Here is a 19702-nt window from a genome sequence, read left to right on the forward strand (position 1 = left end):
TCCAAGCACTAAATCCTAAAAATTGGACATTAGGGTTTGGGATTTGTTTAGAATAATTAGAGCAATTAGAAATTAGAAATTTCGATGTTATACTGATTTTATGTCAGAAAGGACACTAACCAAGGATATTCCAAATAAAGTTGGTGAGATCGTAAAATTAATGGGCTGGGTTGATGTCAGACGCGACCATGGCAAGCTGATTTTTATTGATTTACGCGACCGCTGGGGCAAGGTTCAGATTGTTTTTAACCCTAAAGACGCCGAACTGCTGAAACTGGCCGACAAACTCCGCTCGGAGTGGGTGGTGGCTATTGAAGGCGAAGTTAAGGAAAGGCCTAAAGGAATGGAAAATCCCGAACTGCCAACGGGCAAAGTTGAAATTGAAGCAAAACGGCTTGAAATATTGTCTGAAGCCAAAACTCCGCCTTTTGACATTTCGGGCGCCGGTTTTGATGTCGGCGAAGATAATCGGCTGAAATATCGCTATCTGGATTTGCGAAGAGCGCGCTTGCAAAAAAATCTTTCTTTGAGGGCCGATACAATTTCATTCATGCGCGAATATTTGCGCGGCTTTGATTTTACGGAAGTTGAAACGCCTATTTTAACCAAGTCCACTCCGGAAGGCGCGAGAGATTATGTCGTGCCTTCGCGGCTGCAGCCAGGAAATTTTTACGCTCTTCCGCAGTCGCCCCAGCAGTATAAACAGCTTTTAATGGTCGCGGGGCTTGAAAGATATTTTCAGATTGCCAGGGCTTTTCGCGATGAAGACACAAGAGGCGACAGACAGCCGGAATTTTCACAGCTTGATTTGGAAATGAGCTTTGTTTCCCCGGAAGACGTGATGGGCGTTATAGAAGGTCTTTTTGTCAAACTTGTAGAAAAACTTTTTCCGGATAAAAGAATATCCAAAAAGCCATTCCCTTTAATCTCTTATAAAACGGCGAAAGAAATTTATAGAAGCGATAGGCCGGATTTGAGGGAAAATAAAGACGACCAAAACGAGCTTGCGTTTGCTTTTGTCGTTGATTTTCCTATGTTTGAAAAAGGGGAGGGCGGCGGCTGGGGAGCGACACATCATCCGTTTACTAAAATTCGCCGCGGCGAAAGTGGAGACGAAGGAGTTTTATCGGCGCTTAAGGGTCCGCTTGAAAACATTTTCTCGGAACAATACGATATTGTGTTAAACGGCAACGAAATTGGCGGGGGATCAATCAGAGAACATAAGCCAGAAATATTGGAGGCGGTTTTTATCGCTTTGGGGCATAAAAAAGCGGAGGTCAGAGAAAAATTCGGGCATCTGCTTGAGGCCTTTGAATACGGTGTTCCGCCTCACGGGGGGATAGCCATCGGTCTTGAACGGCTGATAATGATTTTGGCCGGCGAACCCAATATCCGAGAAGTAATCGCTTTCCCTAAAACAGGCGACGGCCGGGATTTGATGATGTCAGCACCGTCGGAATTGGATAAAAAACAGCTGGACGAGCTCGGGTTGAATATAAAAAGAAAGAAAAACAAGCGAAGCGTATAAAATTGGCGACCTTGCGCGAGCGCAGTCCCGCACTGAACCGCAAGGTTCTAGTACGGGAGAAAAAATAGTTCCGTAGCTTTAGCGAAGGAGGATAAGAAGTGTCATGGAGCGTAAGAACATGAAAACATTAAAATTTAGACACAATTTAGTTCAGAAAGTGTTGGATGGCAGTAAAACTGTTACATGGCGGCTTTTCGATGATAAGAATATACAAGTAGGAGATCAAATTGAGCTTATTGATTGGGAATCAGGAGGAAAGTTTGCCGAGGCGAAAATTACAGGAGTGCGAGAAAAAAAGCTGGGCGAGATAGAGGAAAAAGATTTTGAAGGGCATGAAAAATATCAGAGCAATGAGGAAATGCTGGAGCATTACAAGAAATACTATGAGGAAAAGGTTGATATGAACACAGAAGTTAAAATAATTGATTTTAAACTCCTGCGCGATAGTCAATAAGTAACAGAAGTGCCATGGGAGATGAGACAAGAAAAAAGGAGCCCCATCGAGCAGGGCTCCACGGGGCGAAGCTGAGATTACAACTAGGCAACTAGAAGATCATTCACGACCTTGTCATAGAAAGACCGTGCCAGCTTCTGATCGTGAGCTATGGAGGAGTAATTGACTCCCGAGGCGTGAACTGAGACGAAAATCGTCCCACGATACTCCCTCATACCGACATAATGCTGGGAGTCAGGGGGCGCAACGATTTGAAATCCGTCGTTCGTCAACAGGGGTCGAGTGATTGCCTCGAGAATTTCGTCGTCCCACGGCTCGATCATAGACAGCGCAGACTCGTAAATGAAACGAACGATTTTCTTCACGCGACACCTCCTTTTAAAAGATTGGTTGAATCGATTAGAGATGCTCAGTTCTCGAAGCGTCGAACGAGTCCCTGGAGTTCCCCAGACGCCATGTGTACGAGCATCACAGCGCGAGACTTTTCATAACCCTGACTCATCAAGTCTTGAGCTGTCTGCATATGTGCTTTGGCGTCATGTGGCTTCCAGCCGGCATCCTGTAACATCAGGACCACGAGTTGGAACTCGTCCTCGTCGACTCGCAAGCTCGACACATCCCACTCCAATCTGATTTCTTTCGCCATTGTTCACCCCCTGTCAGGTTTGATTTTACGGAATTTTAGTCTAGCGAAATGATAGCATATCTTGTATCAAAAGTCAAATTTTTGTACTGGAAGGGTACATTCAACTTTGAAGCGCAACATTTCTTGCAAAGGCGACGCCTTTGCAAGTCAAAAATATAAAAAGTGTCATGGGGCGCAGGGATGTACGAAAATGAAAAGTACCCACGCATGGCGGGTACTACGGATTTTGGTGGCTTCCGAGACGGTTTAGTCGAAGAGGTAATCGAGTTCCGGGTGCGGTTCTCGAATACCGTTCATAACCATCTCAGTTTTGCCACACGAGAGACACCGCCAGAGGGCTTCGCTGTGCTCCCATGGAAATTGGTCACCGGGTGGATACTTCATCGAGCTCTCCAGCTCTTGGCATCCACCACAGTGATGGCAATCCATGTGGTTTGCACCTTCATGTGGACGCGGCATGGTCACCTCCTGTTAAGTTGTTAAGTTGGACTACTGCCTAAAGTATAGCATGAAAGTATACGATTTGTCAAGTTTTTGCCCGCATGACATTTTCTATAAACCGACCGATTTGATAAGTTCGAAAATGGAAAAACGGCTTAAAATAAGCAAAATCCCCGCCTACGCCAAGGCTTCGGCGGGCAGGCCTGCGGTTGGTTATTAAAAAAGCAGAAGTGCTGTGCCCTTCCGTAGCTCGAAAAGCGGAGGAGGGTCATGGTGCGTAGAAAAAAGGCCAGCAATTAAGATTGCCGGACCGAAGATTGAAGCTTTTTGAATTCCTCAATAGAGTAGGTGTCGTGTGTTTGAGGATCATCTGGCGTGAAGAGAGTATTAGCAAGAACAATCAGTCCGCTGTCAGGTTGTAGGACTTCGTAAGTATGCAGAATATACGGGGGCATCCAGAGGCCATCCCCAATGTTAAGAGTATCTTCTCTAATGCTTCCGTGGACATCTTCGCATTTCCATAAAATCTGTCCGTTAAGACAAAAAACGATTTCTTCACGAATATGGTGAAATTCGGTTCCGCCTATTCTTCCGCAAGGCAAATTCATAACAGTGTATGAACGAAATCCTCGGATGTCACTTGGCACATGCGCAAGCTCGCTTGCGTCATAACGAAAGAACTGCTGAATGACTTTATTATACGGAAGAGCTAATAGTACCGTGAGTTTACCACCCGACTTGGTATCCCATGGTCCTCGAGGTGAAAAACTCATCACATCACGGACTTTGCGATATGCCATACTTAACTTACTCCCTGTAGTGTCTGGAATTCTGTAAAGTATTTTACATTATTGCCCACCGGTCGTCAAGGAATTAGGGTAATGTGCGCACACTTTTGGCGATTTTTCCTGACTGGTACATTCAACTTTGAAGCGCAACATTTCTTGCAAAAGCGACGCCTTTGCAAGTTACAAGTCACCCACTACATAACCTTGGCAATAAAAAAATCGCCACGGACCCGATGAATGTGGGGCCCGTGGCGGCGCTCGGATTTTTTGGTCTATTATTGATTCGTTGAACGTTGCAGGTGTTTGATATAGTTTTTGGTTTCAAACAGTCCTTCATATAACCCATATAAAAGTTCATATGCGGCTGTCAGGGCTAATTGGAATAAAATCATAACCGTATAATTGTTATAGTTAAAAGGGTTAGATATCAAGACGGGTATTGCAAATTCTAGATGCCACAGAAGTATCGCCAATAATCCTCCGAGTATCAAAGCAGATCCAATGCCGCCGGAAAAAGACATAAAGTAAATGTTGGAAGTTTTCATTCTGCTGTCGGGTTTTATCGCGACTTCGCCTATATAGCCCGTAAATAGACCGGAGAAGATGCAAAGCCTTGTCTTTAAAATTTTCACATTGCATAGCCGCGCCGCAATCCAGTGCGCGCTTTCATGCAGTATAGTGGAAATAATGTGCCAAAACAAAAGACCGGAAACCATAAATAATATAGGAAAAAGTACTTCAACTATCAGCGGTCGCATACTTTTTCTCCTTTTAAAGGTGCTCGGTTATTTCAGAATGCCGTTATAAATAATAGCATATCCGTTTTATCATGTCAAATTTTCCTTTTCTCGCGTATAAAAATATGATAAAGTTTTTTAATGGCGTACAAAGTAAAAACTGAGAAATTTGAAGGACCGTTTGACGCGCTTTTAGACCTGATTGAAGAAAAGAAACTTTCAATCAGTGAAATTTCTTTGGCTCAAGTATGTGAGGACTATTTGAAGCATTTTAAAACCTTGGGTGATATTTCGCGCTCGGAAGCCGCCTCTTTTTTGGCCGTTGGAGCAACCCTGATGCTTATAAAATCGCGGACACTCCTACCGGCTCTGGAACTTACGCCCGAGGAGGAAGAATCCATTGAGGAACTGGAAAATCGCCTGAAATTATTAAGAAAGTTCAGGTCCCTTGCCAGGAATATTCACGAATACGGCGCGAGAAACACTCCGCTTTTTTCGCGGGAGGCTTTCAGTGGCCATGAATTCGGTTTTTTGCCCCCTGAAAAAGTGACGATTTCGCTCCTTCAAAAGTTGGCCGGAAGAATAATTGATACCCTGCCTAAAACGGATTTGCTTCTTGAGCGCACATTGGTTAAAGTTATCACTATTGAAGAAAAAACCCGCGAATTGATGGGGCGCATACAAAACCGTCTCTCCGGATCTCTTGAAAAGATTATTTCGGCCAAAGATAAAATTGAGCTGATTGTCGGATTTCTGGCGCTTTTGGAATTAATCAAGCAGGGAATTTTCGAAATTGAGCAGAAAAGCCCTTTTGGCGAAGTGGAATTAAAAAAAGCACCCGTTTAAAATGAACAGTTTAACTAAAAGGATAGAAGCCATACTTTTTATTCACGGAGAACCCGTGGCGCTTGAAAGATTGGTTAAGATTTTGGGTATAGACATCACCGAAATTCGTAAAGCCGCCGAAGAACTGGACCAGCGGCTGATTGATACGGCTTTGACTTTAGTCTGGAAAGGAAATGACCTTCAATTAGTTACGCGCCCCGCCTTATCAAAGGACGTTGAGGTTTTGGTTAAAGAGGAAATGTCCAAGGAAATAAGCCGCGCTTCGTCCGAGACGCTCGCGATTGCAGCCTATCGCGGCCCTTTGACCAGAGCTGAAATAGACTATATCCGCGGCGTTAATTCTTCCTACACCTTAAGAAATCTTTTGATCCGCGGACTGATAGAAAGAAAAACAAACCCAAAAGACGCGCGGACGTATATATATCAGGTTTCAATTGATTTTCTTAAATTTCTTGGTCTTGCCAAATTAGAAGAATTGCCGGAATACGCCGGGTTTTCGGATAAGCTCGGACAATTTTTATCCGACAAGCCCAAAGAAAAATGATGCGATACGCGCTTTTTTTGCTTATATTGGTTTTGTTTGCCGGAGTCGGCGTCTCGCGGCCCGATATTAAAATCGCGCGGCCTGATGCGTATTTTTTTACCGCAAGTCCGTCCGCCGAAAAATATCCTCCGGAAATTGTTGATCCGTTTAAGGATTTAACCATTGAAGCCGAGTCAGCCGTTCTTTTGGATTTATCCGGCGATAAAATAATTTTCAAAAAAAATTCCGATTTTGAGCGGCCTTTGGCCAGTTTGACCAAGTTGGTTACGGCGGCTGTTTTTTATGATTTGGTTGAGGACATTTTATCTGCCGAAAACGCCGGTTTGCCGATCGGGCAGGAATCAGCCTCTATTGTTATCCCCATAACTTCGGAAGCCGTAAAGCAGGAAGGCGATGATGGATTTTTGGTAAACGAATCTTTTCGGGCCGAGGATTTAGTGTCGGCGATGCTGGTCAGGTCTTCAAATGACGCGGCTTACGCTTTGTCTTCCTGGCTGCAGAAAAAATCCAATAAACCCGACTCCTTATGGTTTGTAAATGAAATGAATGTTTTTGTAAGCGGCATCGGTTTGCACCAAACTTATTTTTTAAATCCCACGGGGTTAGATGTTGACGATTATCTTGCGGGGGCCTATGGTACTGCCGAGGAAATGGCCCGTCTTTTTTCGTGGCTGATAAAAAACAAGTTTGACATTATTTCCGCGACATCCGGGCCGCAGATCACCGTTTATTCCGTTCAAGGAAAGAAACATATTTTTGAATCAATCGCCGTCCCCGTAATGCCCATTCCCGAACTTATATCGGCCAAAACAGGCTATACTGAACTTGCGGGAGGAAACCTTGTTTTTGCTTTTGGCCTTGGAGTCGGGCGTCAGTTTATCGCAGTCGTTTTAGGGTCGTCTTATGAAGGAAGGTTTGAGGACGCCATGAAACTTTACGCGGCTGCCTCCCGATACGTTAAAAATTTATGATTCTCAACGTTTTTAAAGTTTTCGGCCTTTCAATTATTGCTTTTTTTGTCGGCATTCTTCTTACGCCTATTTTTACCCGCTATCTTTATAAATATAAAATGTGGCGTAAGGACGCGCGGCAGTTTGCCCCCGATGGTTCTCCGACGCCTATTTTCAGCGAATTGCATAAGGGGCGCGAAACAAGCGTGCCGCGGCTTGGCGGAGTTTTAATTTGGTTTGTCCCCTTGGTGATAATTGCCGTAATTGGTTTCCTGTCTTCTTTTTTTCCGTCAAATTTTGTTTTGCACAAATTAAATTTTTTAAGCCGGGACCAGACTTGGCTGCCTCTTTTTACTTTAATCGCCGCGGCTCTAGTCGGGCTGGCTGACGATCTTCTGCAAATTTTCGGAAGGGGAAAATATATAGCCGGCGGCATGCGTTTTTCAAGAAGGCTTGCCATGATAATTCTCATTGCCGCGGCAGGAGCCTGGTGGTTTTATTCTAAATTGGGAGTTGATTCGGTTTTTATTCCTTTTTTCGGAGATTTTTCTTTAGGACTTTTGTTCCCCTTATTTTTTGTTTTGGTTATGGTCGCCACTTTTTCGGGCGGAGTGATTGACGGGCTGGATGGATTAGCCGGCGGGGTGCTGGCCGCGGCGTTCTCGGCTTATGCCGGCATTGCTTTTTTCCAGAATCAAATTGACCTTGCCGCATTTTCGGGGGTGATAATCGGCTCGCTCCTTGCCTTTTTGTGGTATAACATTCCGCCCGCCAGATTTTATATGGGTGAGTCGGGCATAATGGGGCTTACTACGACTTTGACGGTGCTCGCATTTCTGACCGATTCGGTCTTGGTTTTGCCGATTATCGCTTTGCCGCTTGTTTTGGCATCAGCTTCCAGTTTGATCCAGCTTTTATCCAAAAAGTTTTTTGGGCGGAAAATTTTTAAAGTGGCGCCTTTGCATCATCATTTAGAAGCCATAGGCTGGCCGGCTTACAAAGTAACCATGCGTTTTTGGGTGGTGGCCGTGGTTTTTTCGGTGATAGGAATGGTTTTAACTTTGATTGGGCGTTAAGCTTTTAGGGGGAAACGTTTATGTTTTGGAATAAGTATAAAAATTTTGTCCGTAAAGATATTGAACCGGATGAAATTTTTATGGACTCCGCGAATTTGCCGGGATTTGAACGCGGTCTTTTTGAGGGCCGTATTGAAGCCCCGCTTTCAAACAGGGTGCCTTATTCCGTTTTCGCCGTTTTTTTATTTGTGGCATTCGCGGCATTGGCGCTTTTGATTCGTCTTCAGGTAATTAATCATGACGCGTATTTAGCCAGAGCCGAGAATAACACTCTTACGCGCGTAAGACTTTCAGCCGAACGGGGGCTTATTTATGATCGGAATATGAATGAACTTGCCTGGAATTCTTCCGACGGCAGGGCTTACTGGAAAGATTCCGGGTTGGCGCATATTTTGGGCTATCTGGGATATCCGGATAAGATTTTGGCAGGTATTGATCCAAAATCCAGGGTAGGCAGAGGCGGCATTGAAGCGGTTTACGAAGAACTTTTGCGCGGAAAAGATGGCTCCAGGCTTATTGAAGAAAGCGCTGACGGCGATATTTTATCCCAGAGTGTTGAATTGGAACCGGTAAACGGAAAGAGCGTTGTTTTGACTATTGATGCCGAGATGCAGTCCAAATTTTTTTCCATCGTGGAGGAGGTGGTTAAAACCCGCGGTTTTCGCGCCGGAGCCGGCGCGGTTATAGACGTTCAAACCGGAGAGATTTTGGCGGCGGTAAGTTTTCCGGAATTTAGTTCCGAGGTTTTGTCGCAGAGTTCTTCCGAGGAAGAAATTATTTCTTATTTGAAAAGCGGCAGCCAGCCCTTTTTTTTCCGGGCGTTTGAAGGCCTTTACGCTCCCGGCTCTATTTTTAAAACCGTCGTCGCGTTGGCCGCGCTTAGTGAAAAAATTATAGATCCCGCGAAACAAATTTTTAGCGCCGGAAGCATATCCATACCCAACCCTTATTTTCCGGACCAATCCAGCACTTTTTATGATTGGAAGGCCCACGGTTGGGTTGATATGCGTCGGGCTCTGGCCGTTTCGTCAAACATTTATTTTTATACGGTTGGCGGCGGGTTCGGAAATCAGAATGGTCTGGGAGTAAAAAAAATAACGGACTACGCCTTAAGGATGGGGCTTGGGAAAAAGGTCGGCGTGGAACTTGCGGAGTCTGAAGGGTTTTTGCCGAGTCCTGAATGGAAAGAAAAAAACGACCCTTTGGATCCGGTCTGGCGCATAGGCGATACTTACAATTTAAGCATCGGCCAGGGGATGGTACAGGTTACGCCTCTGCAAATGGCCTCTGTTGTCGCGACCATATCCCGAGGCGGCGTAAGTTCGGATATTCATCTGGTCAAAGGAACGATGCTGCGGGATAAATTTGATCCGATTAATTTGCAGCCGGATAAAAAAGCGGATATACCCGATGATGCATTTGAGATTGTAAAAGAGGGGATGAAGCAGGCCGCTGAATATGGTACTGCCTCGGCCCTTTCCGGCTTGGGGGTGAAAGTCGGCGGCAAGACGGGGACAGCCGAGATAGGTTCGGAAAAAAAGAAAGTAAATTCATGGCTCCTCGGATTTATGCCGTATGATAATCCAAGAATGGCTGTGTCCATTGTCTTGGAAGCGGGAAACTCTCAAAATTTAGTTGGCGCTACGTACGCGGCCAGAGAGTTGATTTTATGGCTTGTGGAAAACAGGCCTGAATATTTGCGCTGATTATGTTATGCTTTTGGGGTTGACTTTCTTTTTAAAAAAGACTATACTTCTTTGATTGTTTAAGTCGCGATATAAAAATTTATTAAAATGAATAATTTTCAAGACGCTGAATATTTGAGTCAGGAAGGTTTTGACCGCCTGAAAGCCGAATTAAAGAGCCTGAAGAATGAAAAAAGAAAGGAAATAGCGAGCCGTCTGGAATATGCCAAGGGACTCGGCGATCTTTCCGAGAACTCCGAATACCACGAGGCCAAGGAGGCCCAGCTGGAAAATGAAGGCCGGATTGTTGAGTTGGAAGATGTGCTGGCGCGTTCGGTGATTATGTCTAAAGCCCCCGCCAAAAATAACGTGGCCATAGGGTCAACCGTGGTTGTGGCTCGCGCCGGTTCTTCCGATTCTTTTACCTATATTCTTGTGGGGTCTGAAGAATCCAATCCCATTAAATCAAAAATATCTTACGGATCCCCTCTGGGGCGGGCTCTTTTGGGGCGTAAAAAAGGCGAGGAAGTTAAAGTTGTTGCTCCCAGGGGAGAGATAAAATATAAAATTCTTGATATAATGTAAAGATGAGTCTTGATGAAATCAGGTCGGATAGACTGAATAAACTAGCAAAAATTAAAGCCGCCGGAATTGAGCCATATCCCGTCATAAGCTCGGGATTATTTGATTTAAGCAAGGTAAGGTCAGAATTTAACTCGCTCAAAAAGAAAAAATCGCTGATTTTAAGCGGAAGAATTGTAGCTATGCGCGTCCACGGCGGGTCTATTTTTTGCGACATCTTTGACGGCCGCGATAAGTTTCAGGTTTATCTGAAAGAGGACGATTTGGGTCGTAACTTCTCGCTTTTTTCGGAATTGGCCGACTCAGGAGATTTTTTTGAGTTCAAAGGCAGGCTTTTTTTAACCAAGAAAAAAGAAAAAACCCTTTTGGTTTCCGGCTGGCGGATTTTAGCCAAAAGTTTAAGGCCGCTTCCCGAAAAATGGCATGGCCTGCAAGATGTTGAAGAAAGATACCGCCGGCGCTATCTGGATTTATTGTCAAATCCGGAAGTGCGCGAGCGTTTTGACAAGCGCACAAAGATTGTTACGGAAATCAGAAAATTTCTGGACAAGTTGGGGTTTCAGGAAGTTGAAACGCCGCTTTTGCACGCGCTTGCCGGAGGGGCCGCGGCCAAGCCCTTTAAAACCCACCATAACGCGCTGGACTACGAATTTTATCTGCGCATAGCTCCGGAACTTTATTTAAAAAGGCTGCTTATCGGCGGAATGGAAAAGCTTTATGAAATCGGGCGAAATTTCAGGAACGAAGGCGTTGACGTTTCTCATAATCCGGAATTCACGATGCTTGAACTTTACGAATCGTTTTCAGACGCGGAAAATCATCGGGATTTTGTTGAGAAACTTTTAAAACATTTGGTTAAAACCATAAATAAGTCCTTGATTGTCAAGTATCAGGGGAGTGAAATGAATTTCGGAAAAAAATTTGTCTCCATCACTTTTGAAGACGCTTTGAGCCGGTTTGCCCTGGTAAATAATTATAAAAAAATATCGGAAGAAGAATTAAAACTTAAAGCCAAACAGTTCGGCATAGAGCTGGAGCACGGAGATTTTAAGGCAAAAATTGCCGATAAAATTTTTAAAAAGATTTGCCGTCCTAAAATAATACAGCCGACTTTTGTTTTGTATTATCCTTTGGAAATTTTGCCTTTGGCTAAAGAATCAGGCGAGTATCCGGGGATGGCAGATATGTATCAGTTAGTCATAGGCGGTTTGGAATTAGTTAAGGGTTTTTCGGAATTGAACAATCCTTCCGAACAGCGCCTGCGTTTTGAAGCGCAGGAAGAAATGCGTAAAGCAGGCGACCAGGAAGCAAGCCGAATGGACGAAGAATATCTTGAAGCAATGGAATACGGCATGCCTCCGGCGGCAGGTTTGGGCATGGGCATTGACCGTTTAGTTATGTTTTTGACTAATACCGCCAATATCCGCGAAGTCATCCTTTTTCCCACACTGCGTCCGGAATAAGTAAAATATTTAGGAAATTAAAATTAAAGACGGGCTCCGACGATATTTGTCGGAGCCCGTTCGGGTCTCTCGGTTCTCTCCTCTGTTATTTTGTTTATCTCAGAAGATGTAGTCCGCCTCCAGCGGGTAGTCCTCCTGGGTGTTCTTGAGTCTCGCTGTGGGCGGGGCGAGCGTCGGAAACCGAGGGTGTCCGAGACCGAGGGTCGGAACAATTTTGCCTCGGATAGTTATCCACAATAGAGGATTTGATTGTTTTTTAGAGTAAAGTGGTATAAAATTATATATAAGTGGTGAATTGTGGATAAATCTGTGGATAGTGTGGATAAATACCGATATTGCCTACGAACGGAGTGAGTAGACGCAATATCGAGCGTTTATCCACCCTCACACCCAAAAATCACGTATTATGTTCAATTTTTATGAATCATATTCAAGGAGAGAATTAAAAGCGACGCCCCCCAAGTTGTTTTTGGGTGTGAGGGTGCGCAATTTTACAACCAAAATTTCTTCGCCTAACGGCTCGAAATTTTGGGAAAAATTGGCATGTTAATAGGCGAATTTCAGCACATATTGGACTCCAAAAAACGGGTGGCATTACCTGCCAAATTAAGGCGTGAACTTGGTAAAAACGCCGTAATTACGCGCGGATTGGATAAATGCCTTTTTGTTTATCCTCTTAAAGAATGGGAAAAAGTCGCCGAAAAACTTTCAAATCTTCCGGTGGGGCAAGCCGCCAACAGAAGTTTCGTGCGTTTGTTTTTGGCCGGAGCGGCTTATGTTGAAACAGACCAACTCGGGCGCGTTTTGGTTCCGGACTATTTGAAAGAATACGCCGGCCTTTCGGAAAGAGTGGTAATAGCCGGCGTTTACAAGCGTTTGGAAATTTGGGACGCGACCAGATGGGATAGTTATAAGCGGGAAATAGAAAAGCAGGCGGATGTTTTGGCGGAAAAACTCGGCGAGATCGGGGCCTACTAGGGTATGGTCCACATTCCTGTTCTTTTAAACGAAGCCATAAAATTTTTACAGCCGGAAAAAGGAGGGGCTTTTATTGACGCGACAGCCGACGGCGGAGGTCACACGAAAGAAATTTTAAAAAGAATGGCCCCAAATGCCATTCTGGTAGCCGTAGACAGAGACGCGAAAGCCATAAAAAATTTGCAAGAAAAATTCGCGCTCAAACGCCGTCTCAAAACGGTTGCCGGAAATTTCAGAAATCTGAAAAAACTCGTCTCAAAATTTTCCAAGTCCTATGACGGCATACTTTTTGACCTGGGGATGAGTTCAAACCAGCTGGAAGCGTCGGGCAGGGGATTTTCATTTCAAAAAGACGAACCGCTTATTATGACCTTTGAATCAAGCCCTGAACCCGGCCAATTGACGGCGGCCGAGATTATAAATACTTGGCCCGAAGAGAAGCTGGCTGAAATTTTTTGGAAATACGGCCAAGAACGCGATTCAAGGCGAATAGCCCGAATGATTGTTCAGGAAAGGAAGCGCTCAAGAATTTTAAGCTCCGCCCAATTGGCCGGACTGATAGGCGATTTTCGGAAAGCCAAATACTCCGGGATAAATCCCGCCACCAAAGTTTTTCAGGCCTTGAGAATCGCGGTTAACGACGAATTGCCGGCCCTTGAAGAAGGTTTGTCCGAGGCCTGGGATCTTTTGATTGAGGGCGGACGGATCGCGGTCATATCTTTCCATTCTTTGGAAGACAGGATAGTGAAAAATTTTTTCAGAAACAAAAAAAATGAAGGCGTTGCCGAAATTTTAACCAAAAAACCTCTGCGCCCGGCGATTGAAGAAATAAAGCAAAACCCGCGTTCGCGTTCAGCTAAATTGCGCTCGGCTACTAAATTAAAAAATGAGTAATTTTAAAAAAACAATTTTATATCCGTCATATTCAAGAACCGATGCCTTAAACTTCAGGGTCTTTTGGATTTCGGCCTTCTTTCTGGCGGCGTTTCTGCTGGTTTATATTTATTCCGTTTATCTGACAATTGATTTATCATACGGAATAGAAAAAGAACTGCGGCTAATTAAAAGCGAAAGTATTGCTTATCAGCAAATTGAGGAACAGTATATCAATAAACTGGAAAGTCTTCAGGACGCGGGCCGCCAGACGCTTGGTTTGGCAGCGCCTAAGAAGCAATCTTTTGTAGAACGTTACAGCGCCGTGGCTCGGGCCGGATTATAAATTAAATTTCTAACGGGATGAAATCGCAACTTGACGGCAGGATGCTTGCTGTTACATGTATCTTGAGCGTTTTCGGCTTGATTATCGTCAGCCGATTATTTTTTCTGCAGGTCGTATCTCGCTCGTACTACCAAACTTTGGCCGAACGTCAGCATATATCTTCTAAGGACGCGAGCGTCCGGCGGGGCAATATTTACTTTCGTGAAAAAGACGGGGGCCTTTTTTCCGTAGCCACCGTCAAAAGCGGATATTTGGTTTACGTTGACCCCAGAAAAATAAAAGATGCGGAACTCGTTTATGAAGCCTTGTTAAAATTTTTCCCGGAAATAGATCGGGAGGATTTTTTGAACCGCGCCTCTAAAAAAAATGACCCCTTTGAAATCGTAGCCAGGCGCGCGTCTTCCGAATTAGCTCAAAGCGTTTTAGAACTGGAACTTGCGGGCGTTGGCGTTTCGCCGGAGGAATGGCGGTTTTATCCGGCCAAGGAACTGGCTTCGTCAGTTGTCGGATTCGCGGGATATAAAGACGACGAAATTGTCGGCCGGTACGGCATTGAGTATTCTCAGGAAGATTTGCTGAAGGGCAGCGAAAATTATTTGCAGGGGCGCCGGACCCTTGCCGGAACTTTTCTTGATTGGGGGAAAAAAATTTTTCCGGGAGTAAAATCTTCGGGTAGCGTGGTTTTGACCATAGAACCGCAGGCGCAGTTTTTTTTGGAAAAGGTTTTGGACGACGCGTATAAGAAATGGAAAGTCCAGCGCGCGGGCGCGATTGTGATGGATCCGGCAACCGGCCGCATTTTGGCCATGGCCGTTCGCCCGGCGTTTGACCCGAACCATTACGGTGAAGTTGAGTCTCTCGGCGTTTTCATTAATCCGATAACCGAACATATTTATGAGCTGGGCTCGGTTTTTAAACCCCTAACCATGGCCGCGGGTATTGATTTGGGAAAAATTTCTTCAAAGACTACTTATTTTGACCAAGGTTTTCTGGTTATTGACGGTAAGCGCATAGAAAATTATGACGGCAAAGGACGCGGAACAGCTGATATGCAGCGGGTGTTGAGTGAATCTTTGAATACGGGCGCGGTTTTCGTTATGCGTCAAATCGGGTCCGCGGCTTTGAAAGATTATTTCGGCCGCTTCGGCTTTGGGGGAAAAACCGGCATTGAACTTCCGGGCGAAGTTTCGGGAAGTTTGGCCAATTTTGAATCGGGCCGGGAAATAGAATCGGCGACGGCCGCTTTCGGGCAGGGAATCGCGGTTACGCCCATTGAATTTTTAAGAGCTATAAGTGTTCTGGCCAACGGGGGCAAGCTGGTCAGGCCTTTTATTGTTGACAGCATTTTATTTGACGGCGCCCCTGATGAAAAAACAGAACCTCAAATTATAGATGGCATTATCAAGCCCGAAACTGCCGAAGAAATAACCAGAATGCTGGTCAAAGTGGTGGATGAAGCTTTGGTCGGCGGCGTTTTAAAAAACGCGCATTATTCCATTGCGGCCAAAACCGGAACGGCTCAGATGCCCAATGAGTCCGGCAGAGGATATTCCAACGATTATCTTCATGCTTTTTTCGGATACGGTCCGGCTTACAGCGCTCGTTTTGCCATAGTTATGTTTTTGGTCCGGCCTCAAGGGGCGCGCTACGCCTCCGAAACTTTGTCAGTGCCTTTTATTGAAACAATGAAATTTTTGCTAAACTATTATAATGTTCCTCCGGACAGATAAAATACCAAACACTAAATATTAAAGTTAAATTAGATGAAACCATTTTTTAAATATATTATTATCGGTATTTTGGGACTGGAAGCACGGCTGATTATTAAAAAATATAAGCCCGAAATTATCGCTATTACCGGCAGTGTCGGCAAAACCTCGGCTAAGGAGGCGATATACGCTGTTTTATCCCAAAAATTTTCCGTAAGAAAAAGCGAGAAGAGCTACAATAGCGAGTTAGGCGTGCCTCTGACTTTGATAGGCGAATTAAACCCCTGGTACTCCGCGTCCGGCTGGATGAAAGTCATTTTTAAAGGACTGGGGCTGATTTTTAAGAACGACCGTCTTTATCCGAAAAAAATAATAATTGAATTTGGCGCTGATAGGCCGGGTGATATCGCAAATCTGGCCGGTTTTTTAAAACCATCAATCGGAGTGGTTACGGCCATAGGCGAAATTCCGGTGCATGTTGAATTTTTTTCGGGGCCCGAAGAATTGGCTAAAGAAAAGGCAAAATTAATTGAGGGGCTTATGAGTTCCGGATGGGCGGTTTTAAACGGCGATGATTATGTTGTTTTGGATATGGCTTCAAAAACCCGCGCGAATATTTTAACTTACGGTTTGGGCGCGGATTTAAAATTAAGGGCTTCGGAATACGTTTTGATGTATCGCGACGGCCTTAATATTCCCGAAGGTATTACCTTCAAGATGGATTATGAAGGGTCAAGCGTGCCGGTCAGAATCTTTAACACTTTTGGAAAACACAATGTTTATAGCGCTCTTGGCGGCGCGGCTTGCGGAATTATAAACGGAATGAATTTGGTGGAAATTGCCGAAGCGCTGGGCAAATATCAAAGTCCGCCGGGACGCCTTAAACTTATTGAGGGCGAAAAGGGGACTTGGATTTTGGATGACACTTATAACGCCGCCCCCCAAGCTATGCACGCGGCCATAGACACCTTGCGGGATTTGCCCGCTAAAAGAAAAATAGCCGTCATTGGTGATATGCTGGAAATAGGAAAATTTACGATTCAATCGCATCAAAAAGTTGGGGACCAGCTTAAAGGTGTTGCTGATTTCCTCATTACAGTCGGGCCTCGGGCTAAATTTATAGCTCGGGAACTTTTAGACCACGGATTTGGCGAGAAAAATGTGATAAGCGTTTCCGATTCGTACGAAGCCGGCAAAGAATTGGAGAGTATCATTGAACCCGAAGACCTTATTTTGGTTAAAGGTTCTCAAGCTATGAGGATGGAGCGGGTGGTTGAAGAAATTATGGCTCATCCCGAAAAGAAATCCGAGCTGCTTGTCAGACAAGAGCCGGAGTGGTTAAATAAAACTTGAAAGTTTAAAGGTTTAAAAGTTTCAGGGTTAAAAAGCCCCTATCGTCTAGTGGCCTAGGACGTCAGGTTCTCATCCTGGAAACCGGGGTTCGATTCCCCGTGGGGGCGCGAGTAAGACGAAAAAGTATTATAACTCCATCAGAGCCAGAACTCCCTGGTCAAGGATGTATATTTTATTATTCAAAACGGTGAATTGCGGATTTTTGCCTTTGTAAATCGGCTGGATGTTGCGTGAGCCGCGGCCGTCAATTTCAGAGGCAAAAATTCCGTTCGCAAACGCGATTACAGCCAGGTCGCTTCTTTTTGGGAAAAAAGACGCTCCGCGGATCTGCGATTTCGTTTCAAAGACCAATTCGTCGGAAGAAGACAAAAAGTAAGGCAGGGGAGTTGCGAGCCAGTTAACCCAGACATTTTTATTGTCGTAGCGCATTTCCGCTTTTTGGCGGTAATCCAAAGCAGAGGCAGAATCCGGCTCTGCCAGCGCATCGTCTAATTTAGCGGATATTTTTTTGGCAGAGACCGATCTTTTTGAAAAATCAAAAGTCAAAGAAAGCGTTTTATTGTCAAAAAAAACTTCAGCCGAACCTTTTTTCCAGGAAACAATTTTTAAGGGACTTTCGCTTGTAAGCAATTTTTTGGAAACCGAAGTAGCCGGGCTTAAGAATTCATTTTCGGCCGGCAAATAAAAAGTCAGAGTATAAGCGTCGCCCTTTTTTTCTTCCAATAAAAGCAAAGAATTATCGTTTGACGCCAAGAGCGATTCAAAGGGGCCGTTTAAGAGCATTTTGCCGTTTATATTTTGAGGAAGCATAAACGCCTTGGCTTCGGCTACCGCGCTTTCGGTCACAATAAGTTTTTTGGTCCACGGCCAGAATCCGTCTTTTGAAACCGCGACCGAATAAGTCCCCGGAGTCAGGTCTTGTATAAAAACCCCGCTTTGAAGAAAATTGGTGTTCTTAACAAATTTTCCGTTTAAATATACTTCGGCTCCGGCTTCTGGCACGGCGATAAAAAGTCCGCCGATTCTTTTTATTGTAAGGTCGGAAGTAAGCCGCCAGCCGGTGGTATAAAAAACTATGGGCGGAGCGATGATTAAAAAAACCAGCGTTGAAAGCCAGAATAATTTTCTGCGATTTTTAAGAGTCATAATGTTATTGTATTATCGTAGTTATGGCGCATAAAAGCAAGCTGATTATGGGAGTGGATGAAGCGGGACGCGGGCCGCTGGCCGGACCCGTGACGCTCGCGGCAATACTCTGTTCCCGTAAATCCGCGGCGATTTTTAAGGGAATTAAAGATTCTAAACACTTAAGCCCGAAAGCTCGAGAAAAATGGCTGAAAAAAATTAAAAATCATCCAGGAATTTTTTATGCCGCGACTTCGGTCGGTCCGTCAATCATAGACCGTTTTGGCATATCAAAAGCGATTAGAATCGCAATCGCGCGGCTTTTGCGAAAATCGTTTGGCGGCGCGGCCGTAAAGAATGGGAGGTTTGGGGAGCAAACCCAGATTCTTCTTGACGGCAGTTTGAAGGCGCCCGCGATTTACACTCAAAAGACAATCATCAAAGGTGATGAGAAAATTCCGGTAATAGCCGCGGCCTCCGTGGTTGCTAAAGTTTCCAGAGACCGCAAAATGGTTCGTCTTGCCGGTTTATTCCCTCAATACGCTTTTGATATCCATAAAGGCTACGGCACGCGCCTGCATTATAAAATGCTTAAAAAACACGGCCCTTGTGAAATTCACAGAATTTCGTTTTTAAGCAATTTTTTATAAAAGTGTCCTGACTACGTATCATTTGACAAAAAAGTCATATCTGTTATACTCCGAATGGAATGGAGTTTTGGTTTGTCCGGAGCAAAGGCTTCGGGCGTTTGATAAAGTGAAATAACGAAGGAGGATGGAAATGTCCTACGTCGCCTTAGCAGCTTTGTTTGCTGTTCTTAGCGTCATTTTTTATCTATTACCCGTATTTTCTAAAGACTCTTCATCGCGTCTTATTTCATTTTTTGTCGGTACAATATTTTTCGCGATGGCTTTAGCCGTTGCTCGTTTCATTGGTTTTGGCCATATAGGCGACATTCATTTACTTTATCAAGATGCCATATATAAAGTTGTGGGCACAGCGACAGACATTACTGATTCGATGAAAGTCATTTTTGTGCGCGACCGAAAAGATCCCTCAAAACTTCTTGTTATACGCAGTGAAAAAAGTTTTCCAATCGGAGCTTTTGTGGAAGTTGTCGGGGTTCCCGGCTGTAAAAGCCAGAATAAGGGAGTGCTCTGCAAAGAACTTCGGCAGGCATTTCCGGCTCCTGCCGCAAAAAAGGAATAGAAATTTGTTTAAGGGCGCGATCTGAATATCGCGCCCTGATTCTTTTGACAGCGTTTTATCAATTATATATAATAAACTCAATGGTTGTCAGAATGCGTCATACAAAGGGCCATACGGGCCGCAGGCGTTCGCATCACGCCCTGTCCGCTAGCGCGACTGTTTTATGCCCGAAATGCGGAGAATTAAAACTGCCGCAGAGGGTTTGTTCGAATTGCGGAACCTATAAAGGCCGCGAGGTTATTGATGTTTTAAAAAAATTAAGCAAAAAAGAAAAGAAAAGGAAAGAAAAAGAGCTCGCGAAACAAGAAACCGAGCGAGCCGAGTCCAAGACGCTTGACGCAGCCGAGTTATCGCGGAAATAAAATAACG

The 19702-nt window shown here is 44.7% G+C and carries 21 protein-coding genes and 1 tRNA gene; 18 read left to right on the plus strand and 4 right to left on the minus strand.

What is annotated here, in order from left to right:
- Positions 1 to 100 precede the first annotated feature (100 nt).
- Complete coding sequence (gene aspS / locus HYY55_00220) at positions 101 to 1528, plus strand: aspartate--tRNA ligase (protein ID QQG46260.1); 1428 nt, start codon at positions 101 to 103, stop codon at positions 1526 to 1528.
- Between the two features lie 118 nt (positions 1529 to 1646).
- Positions 1647 to 1982, plus strand: a complete 336-nt coding sequence (locus HYY55_00225) for an ASCH domain-containing protein (GenBank protein QQG46261.1) — start codon at positions 1647 to 1649, stop codon at positions 1980 to 1982.
- A gap of 409 nt (positions 1983 to 2391) precedes the next feature.
- Here HYY55_00225 and HYY55_00230 read toward each other — a convergent pair whose 3' ends face one another.
- From HYY55_00230 to HYY55_00240, 3 genes are all read right to left on the minus strand, one after another.
- A complete protein-coding gene (locus tag HYY55_00230; GenBank protein QQG46262.1) occupies positions 2392 to 2628 on the minus strand; it encodes a hypothetical protein in 237 nt (78 codons plus the stop codon).
- Positions 2629 to 3365: 737 nt separating this feature from the next.
- Positions 3366 to 3869: a WxcM-like domain-containing protein gene (locus HYY55_00235; protein ID QQG46263.1), complete on the minus strand. Its 504-nt coding sequence runs from the start codon at positions 3867 to 3869 to the stop codon at positions 3366 to 3368.
- Between the two features lie 263 nt (positions 3870 to 4132).
- On the minus strand, positions 4133 to 4615 hold the full coding sequence (locus tag HYY55_00240) for a hypothetical protein (GenBank protein QQG46264.1): 483 nt from the start codon (positions 4613 to 4615) through the stop codon (positions 4133 to 4135).
- Between the two features lie 120 nt (positions 4616 to 4735).
- On the opposite strand from HYY55_00240, the gene HYY55_00245 reads away from it, so the two are divergent.
- The 13 genes from HYY55_00245 to HYY55_00305 all read left to right on the plus strand — a co-directional run bounded on the left by HYY55_00245 (position 4736) and on the right by HYY55_00305 (position 17106).
- Positions 4736 to 5440, plus strand: a complete 705-nt coding sequence (locus tag HYY55_00245) for a segregation/condensation protein A (GenBank protein QQG46265.1) — start codon at positions 4736 to 4738, stop codon at positions 5438 to 5440.
- 1 nt (position 5441) lies between these two features.
- Complete coding sequence (gene scpB / locus HYY55_00250; GenBank protein ID QQG46266.1) at positions 5442 to 5984, plus strand: SMC-Scp complex subunit ScpB; 543 nt, start codon at positions 5442 to 5444, stop codon at positions 5982 to 5984.
- Entirely contained in the window at positions 5981 to 6955 is a 975-nt protein-coding gene (locus HYY55_00255; protein ID QQG46267.1) for a D-alanyl-D-alanine carboxypeptidase, read from the plus strand. Before scpB ends, HYY55_00255 begins: the two co-directional genes overlap by 4 nt.
- Positions 6952 to 8010, plus strand: coding sequence for a hypothetical protein (locus HYY55_00260; GenBank protein QQG46268.1), 1059 nt, complete (start codon positions 6952 to 6954; stop codon positions 8008 to 8010). Before HYY55_00255 ends, HYY55_00260 begins: the two co-directional genes overlap by 4 nt.
- Positions 8011 to 8030: 20 nt before the next feature.
- Positions 8031 to 9716 carry a hypothetical protein gene (locus HYY55_00265; protein ID QQG46269.1) on the plus strand — a complete coding sequence of 562 codons (1686 nt, stop codon included), beginning with the start codon at positions 8031 to 8033 and terminating at the stop codon, positions 9714 to 9716.
- Between the two features lie 87 nt (positions 9717 to 9803).
- The gene (greA, locus tag HYY55_00270; protein ID QQG46270.1) at positions 9804 to 10280 is read left to right on the plus strand and encodes a transcription elongation factor GreA; all 477 of its coding nucleotides are present in this window, start codon (positions 9804 to 9806) and stop codon (positions 10278 to 10280) included.
- Positions 10281 to 10282: 2 nt separating this feature from the next.
- Complete coding sequence (gene lysS, locus HYY55_00275) at positions 10283 to 11740, plus strand: lysine--tRNA ligase (GenBank protein QQG46271.1); 1458 nt, start codon at positions 10283 to 10285, stop codon at positions 11738 to 11740.
- Positions 11741 to 12283: 543 nt separating this feature from the next.
- Entirely contained in the window at positions 12284 to 12718 is a 435-nt protein-coding gene (mraZ, locus tag HYY55_00280; GenBank protein QQG46272.1) for a division/cell wall cluster transcriptional repressor MraZ, read from the plus strand.
- Positions 12719 to 12721: 3 nt separating this feature from the next.
- Positions 12722 to 13612, plus strand: a complete 891-nt coding sequence (gene rsmH, locus HYY55_00285) for a 16S rRNA (cytosine(1402)-N(4))-methyltransferase RsmH (GenBank protein ID QQG46273.1) — start codon at positions 12722 to 12724, stop codon at positions 13610 to 13612.
- A complete protein-coding gene (locus HYY55_00290; protein QQG46274.1) occupies positions 13605 to 13937 on the plus strand; it encodes a hypothetical protein in 333 nt (110 codons plus the stop codon). Before rsmH ends, HYY55_00290 begins: the two co-directional genes overlap by 8 nt.
- A gap of 17 nt (positions 13938 to 13954) precedes the next feature.
- Complete coding sequence (locus tag HYY55_00295; GenBank protein ID QQG46275.1) at positions 13955 to 15667, plus strand: penicillin-binding protein 2; 1713 nt, start codon at positions 13955 to 13957, stop codon at positions 15665 to 15667.
- Between the two features lie 33 nt (positions 15668 to 15700).
- Positions 15701 to 16999 (plus strand): UDP-N-acetylmuramoyl-tripeptide--D-alanyl-D-alanine ligase, encoded by a 1299-nt coding sequence (locus HYY55_00300; GenBank protein QQG46276.1) that lies wholly within the window; start codon positions 15701 to 15703, stop codon positions 16997 to 16999.
- A 34-nt stretch (positions 17000 to 17033) separates the two neighbouring features.
- Positions 17034 to 17106 (plus strand) — tRNA-Glu (locus HYY55_00305).
- A 19-nt stretch (positions 17107 to 17125) separates the two neighbouring features.
- Here HYY55_00305 and HYY55_00310 read toward each other — a convergent pair.
- Positions 17126 to 18145 (minus strand): PEGA domain-containing protein, encoded by a 1020-nt coding sequence (locus HYY55_00310; GenBank protein ID QQG46277.1) that lies wholly within the window; start codon positions 18143 to 18145, stop codon positions 17126 to 17128.
- A gap of 23 nt (positions 18146 to 18168) precedes the next feature.
- On the opposite strand from HYY55_00310, the gene HYY55_00315 reads away from it, so the two are divergent.
- The 3 genes from HYY55_00315 (at position 18169) to rpmF (ending at position 19695) form a co-directional block, all read left to right on the plus strand.
- Positions 18169 to 18774: a ribonuclease HII gene (locus HYY55_00315; protein QQG46278.1), complete on the plus strand. Its 606-nt coding sequence runs from the start codon at positions 18169 to 18171 to the stop codon at positions 18772 to 18774.
- Positions 18775 to 18898: 124 nt separating this feature from the next.
- The gene (locus tag HYY55_00320; GenBank protein QQG46279.1) at positions 18899 to 19333 is read left to right on the plus strand and encodes a hypothetical protein; all 435 of its coding nucleotides are present in this window, start codon (positions 18899 to 18901) and stop codon (positions 19331 to 19333) included.
- Between the two features lie 80 nt (positions 19334 to 19413).
- Positions 19414 to 19695, plus strand: coding sequence for a 50S ribosomal protein L32 (rpmF, locus tag HYY55_00325; GenBank protein ID QQG46280.1), 282 nt, complete (start codon positions 19414 to 19416; stop codon positions 19693 to 19695).
- Positions 19696 to 19702 lie beyond the last annotated feature (7 nt).

Source organism: Candidatus Niyogibacteria bacterium (genome assembly GCA_016432485.1).
Classification (GTDB): domain Bacteria; phylum Patescibacteriota; class Minisyncoccia; order HO2-45-28; family HO2-45-28; genus HO2-45-28.

Coding starts and splice junctions, on each gene's coding strand:
- HYY55_00290 (QQG46274.1), top strand. CDS start 13,605: ATGAGTAATTTTAAAAAAACAATTTTATATCCGTCATATTCAAGAACC.
- HYY55_00255 (QQG46267.1), top strand. CDS start 5,981: ATGATGCGATACGCGCTTTTTTTGCTTATATTGGTTTTGTTTGCCGGA.
- rpmF (QQG46280.1), top strand. CDS start 19,414: ATGGTTGTCAGAATGCGTCATACAAAGGGCCATACGGGCCGCAGGCGT.
- lysS (QQG46271.1), top strand. CDS start 10,283: ATGAGTCTTGATGAAATCAGGTCGGATAGACTGAATAAACTAGCAAAA.
- HYY55_00265 (QQG46269.1), top strand. CDS start 8,031: ATGTTTTGGAATAAGTATAAAAATTTTGTCCGTAAAGATATTGAACCG.
- HYY55_00320 (QQG46279.1), top strand. CDS start 18,899: ATGGAAATGTCCTACGTCGCCTTAGCAGCTTTGTTTGCTGTTCTTAGC.
- HYY55_00315 (QQG46278.1), top strand. CDS start 18,169: ATGGCGCATAAAAGCAAGCTGATTATGGGAGTGGATGAAGCGGGACGC.
- HYY55_00295 (QQG46275.1), top strand. CDS start 13,955: ATGAAATCGCAACTTGACGGCAGGATGCTTGCTGTTACATGTATCTTG.
- greA (QQG46270.1), top strand. CDS start 9,804: ATGAATAATTTTCAAGACGCTGAATATTTGAGTCAGGAAGGTTTTGAC.
- HYY55_00310 (QQG46277.1), bottom strand. CDS start 18,145: ATGACTCTTAAAAATCGCAGAAAATTATTCTGGCTTTCAACGCTGGTT.
- HYY55_00235 (QQG46263.1), bottom strand. CDS start 3,869: ATGGCATATCGCAAAGTCCGTGATGTGATGAGTTTTTCACCTCGAGGA.
- aspS (QQG46260.1), top strand. CDS start 101: ATGTCAGAAAGGACACTAACCAAGGATATTCCAAATAAAGTTGGTGAG.
- HYY55_00225 (QQG46261.1), top strand. CDS start 1,647: ATGAAAACATTAAAATTTAGACACAATTTAGTTCAGAAAGTGTTGGAT.
- HYY55_00300 (QQG46276.1), top strand. CDS start 15,701: ATGAAACCATTTTTTAAATATATTATTATCGGTATTTTGGGACTGGAA.
- scpB (QQG46266.1), top strand. CDS start 5,442: ATGAACAGTTTAACTAAAAGGATAGAAGCCATACTTTTTATTCACGGA.
- HYY55_00245 (QQG46265.1), top strand. CDS start 4,736: ATGGCGTACAAAGTAAAAACTGAGAAATTTGAAGGACCGTTTGACGCG.
- rsmH (QQG46273.1), top strand. CDS start 12,722: ATGGTCCACATTCCTGTTCTTTTAAACGAAGCCATAAAATTTTTACAG.
- mraZ (QQG46272.1), top strand. CDS start 12,284: ATGTTAATAGGCGAATTTCAGCACATATTGGACTCCAAAAAACGGGTG.
- HYY55_00260 (QQG46268.1), top strand. CDS start 6,952: ATGATTCTCAACGTTTTTAAAGTTTTCGGCCTTTCAATTATTGCTTTT.
- HYY55_00240 (QQG46264.1), bottom strand. CDS start 4,615: ATGCGACCGCTGATAGTTGAAGTACTTTTTCCTATATTATTTATGGTT.
- HYY55_00230 (QQG46262.1), bottom strand. CDS start 2,628: ATGGCGAAAGAAATCAGATTGGAGTGGGATGTGTCGAGCTTGCGAGTC.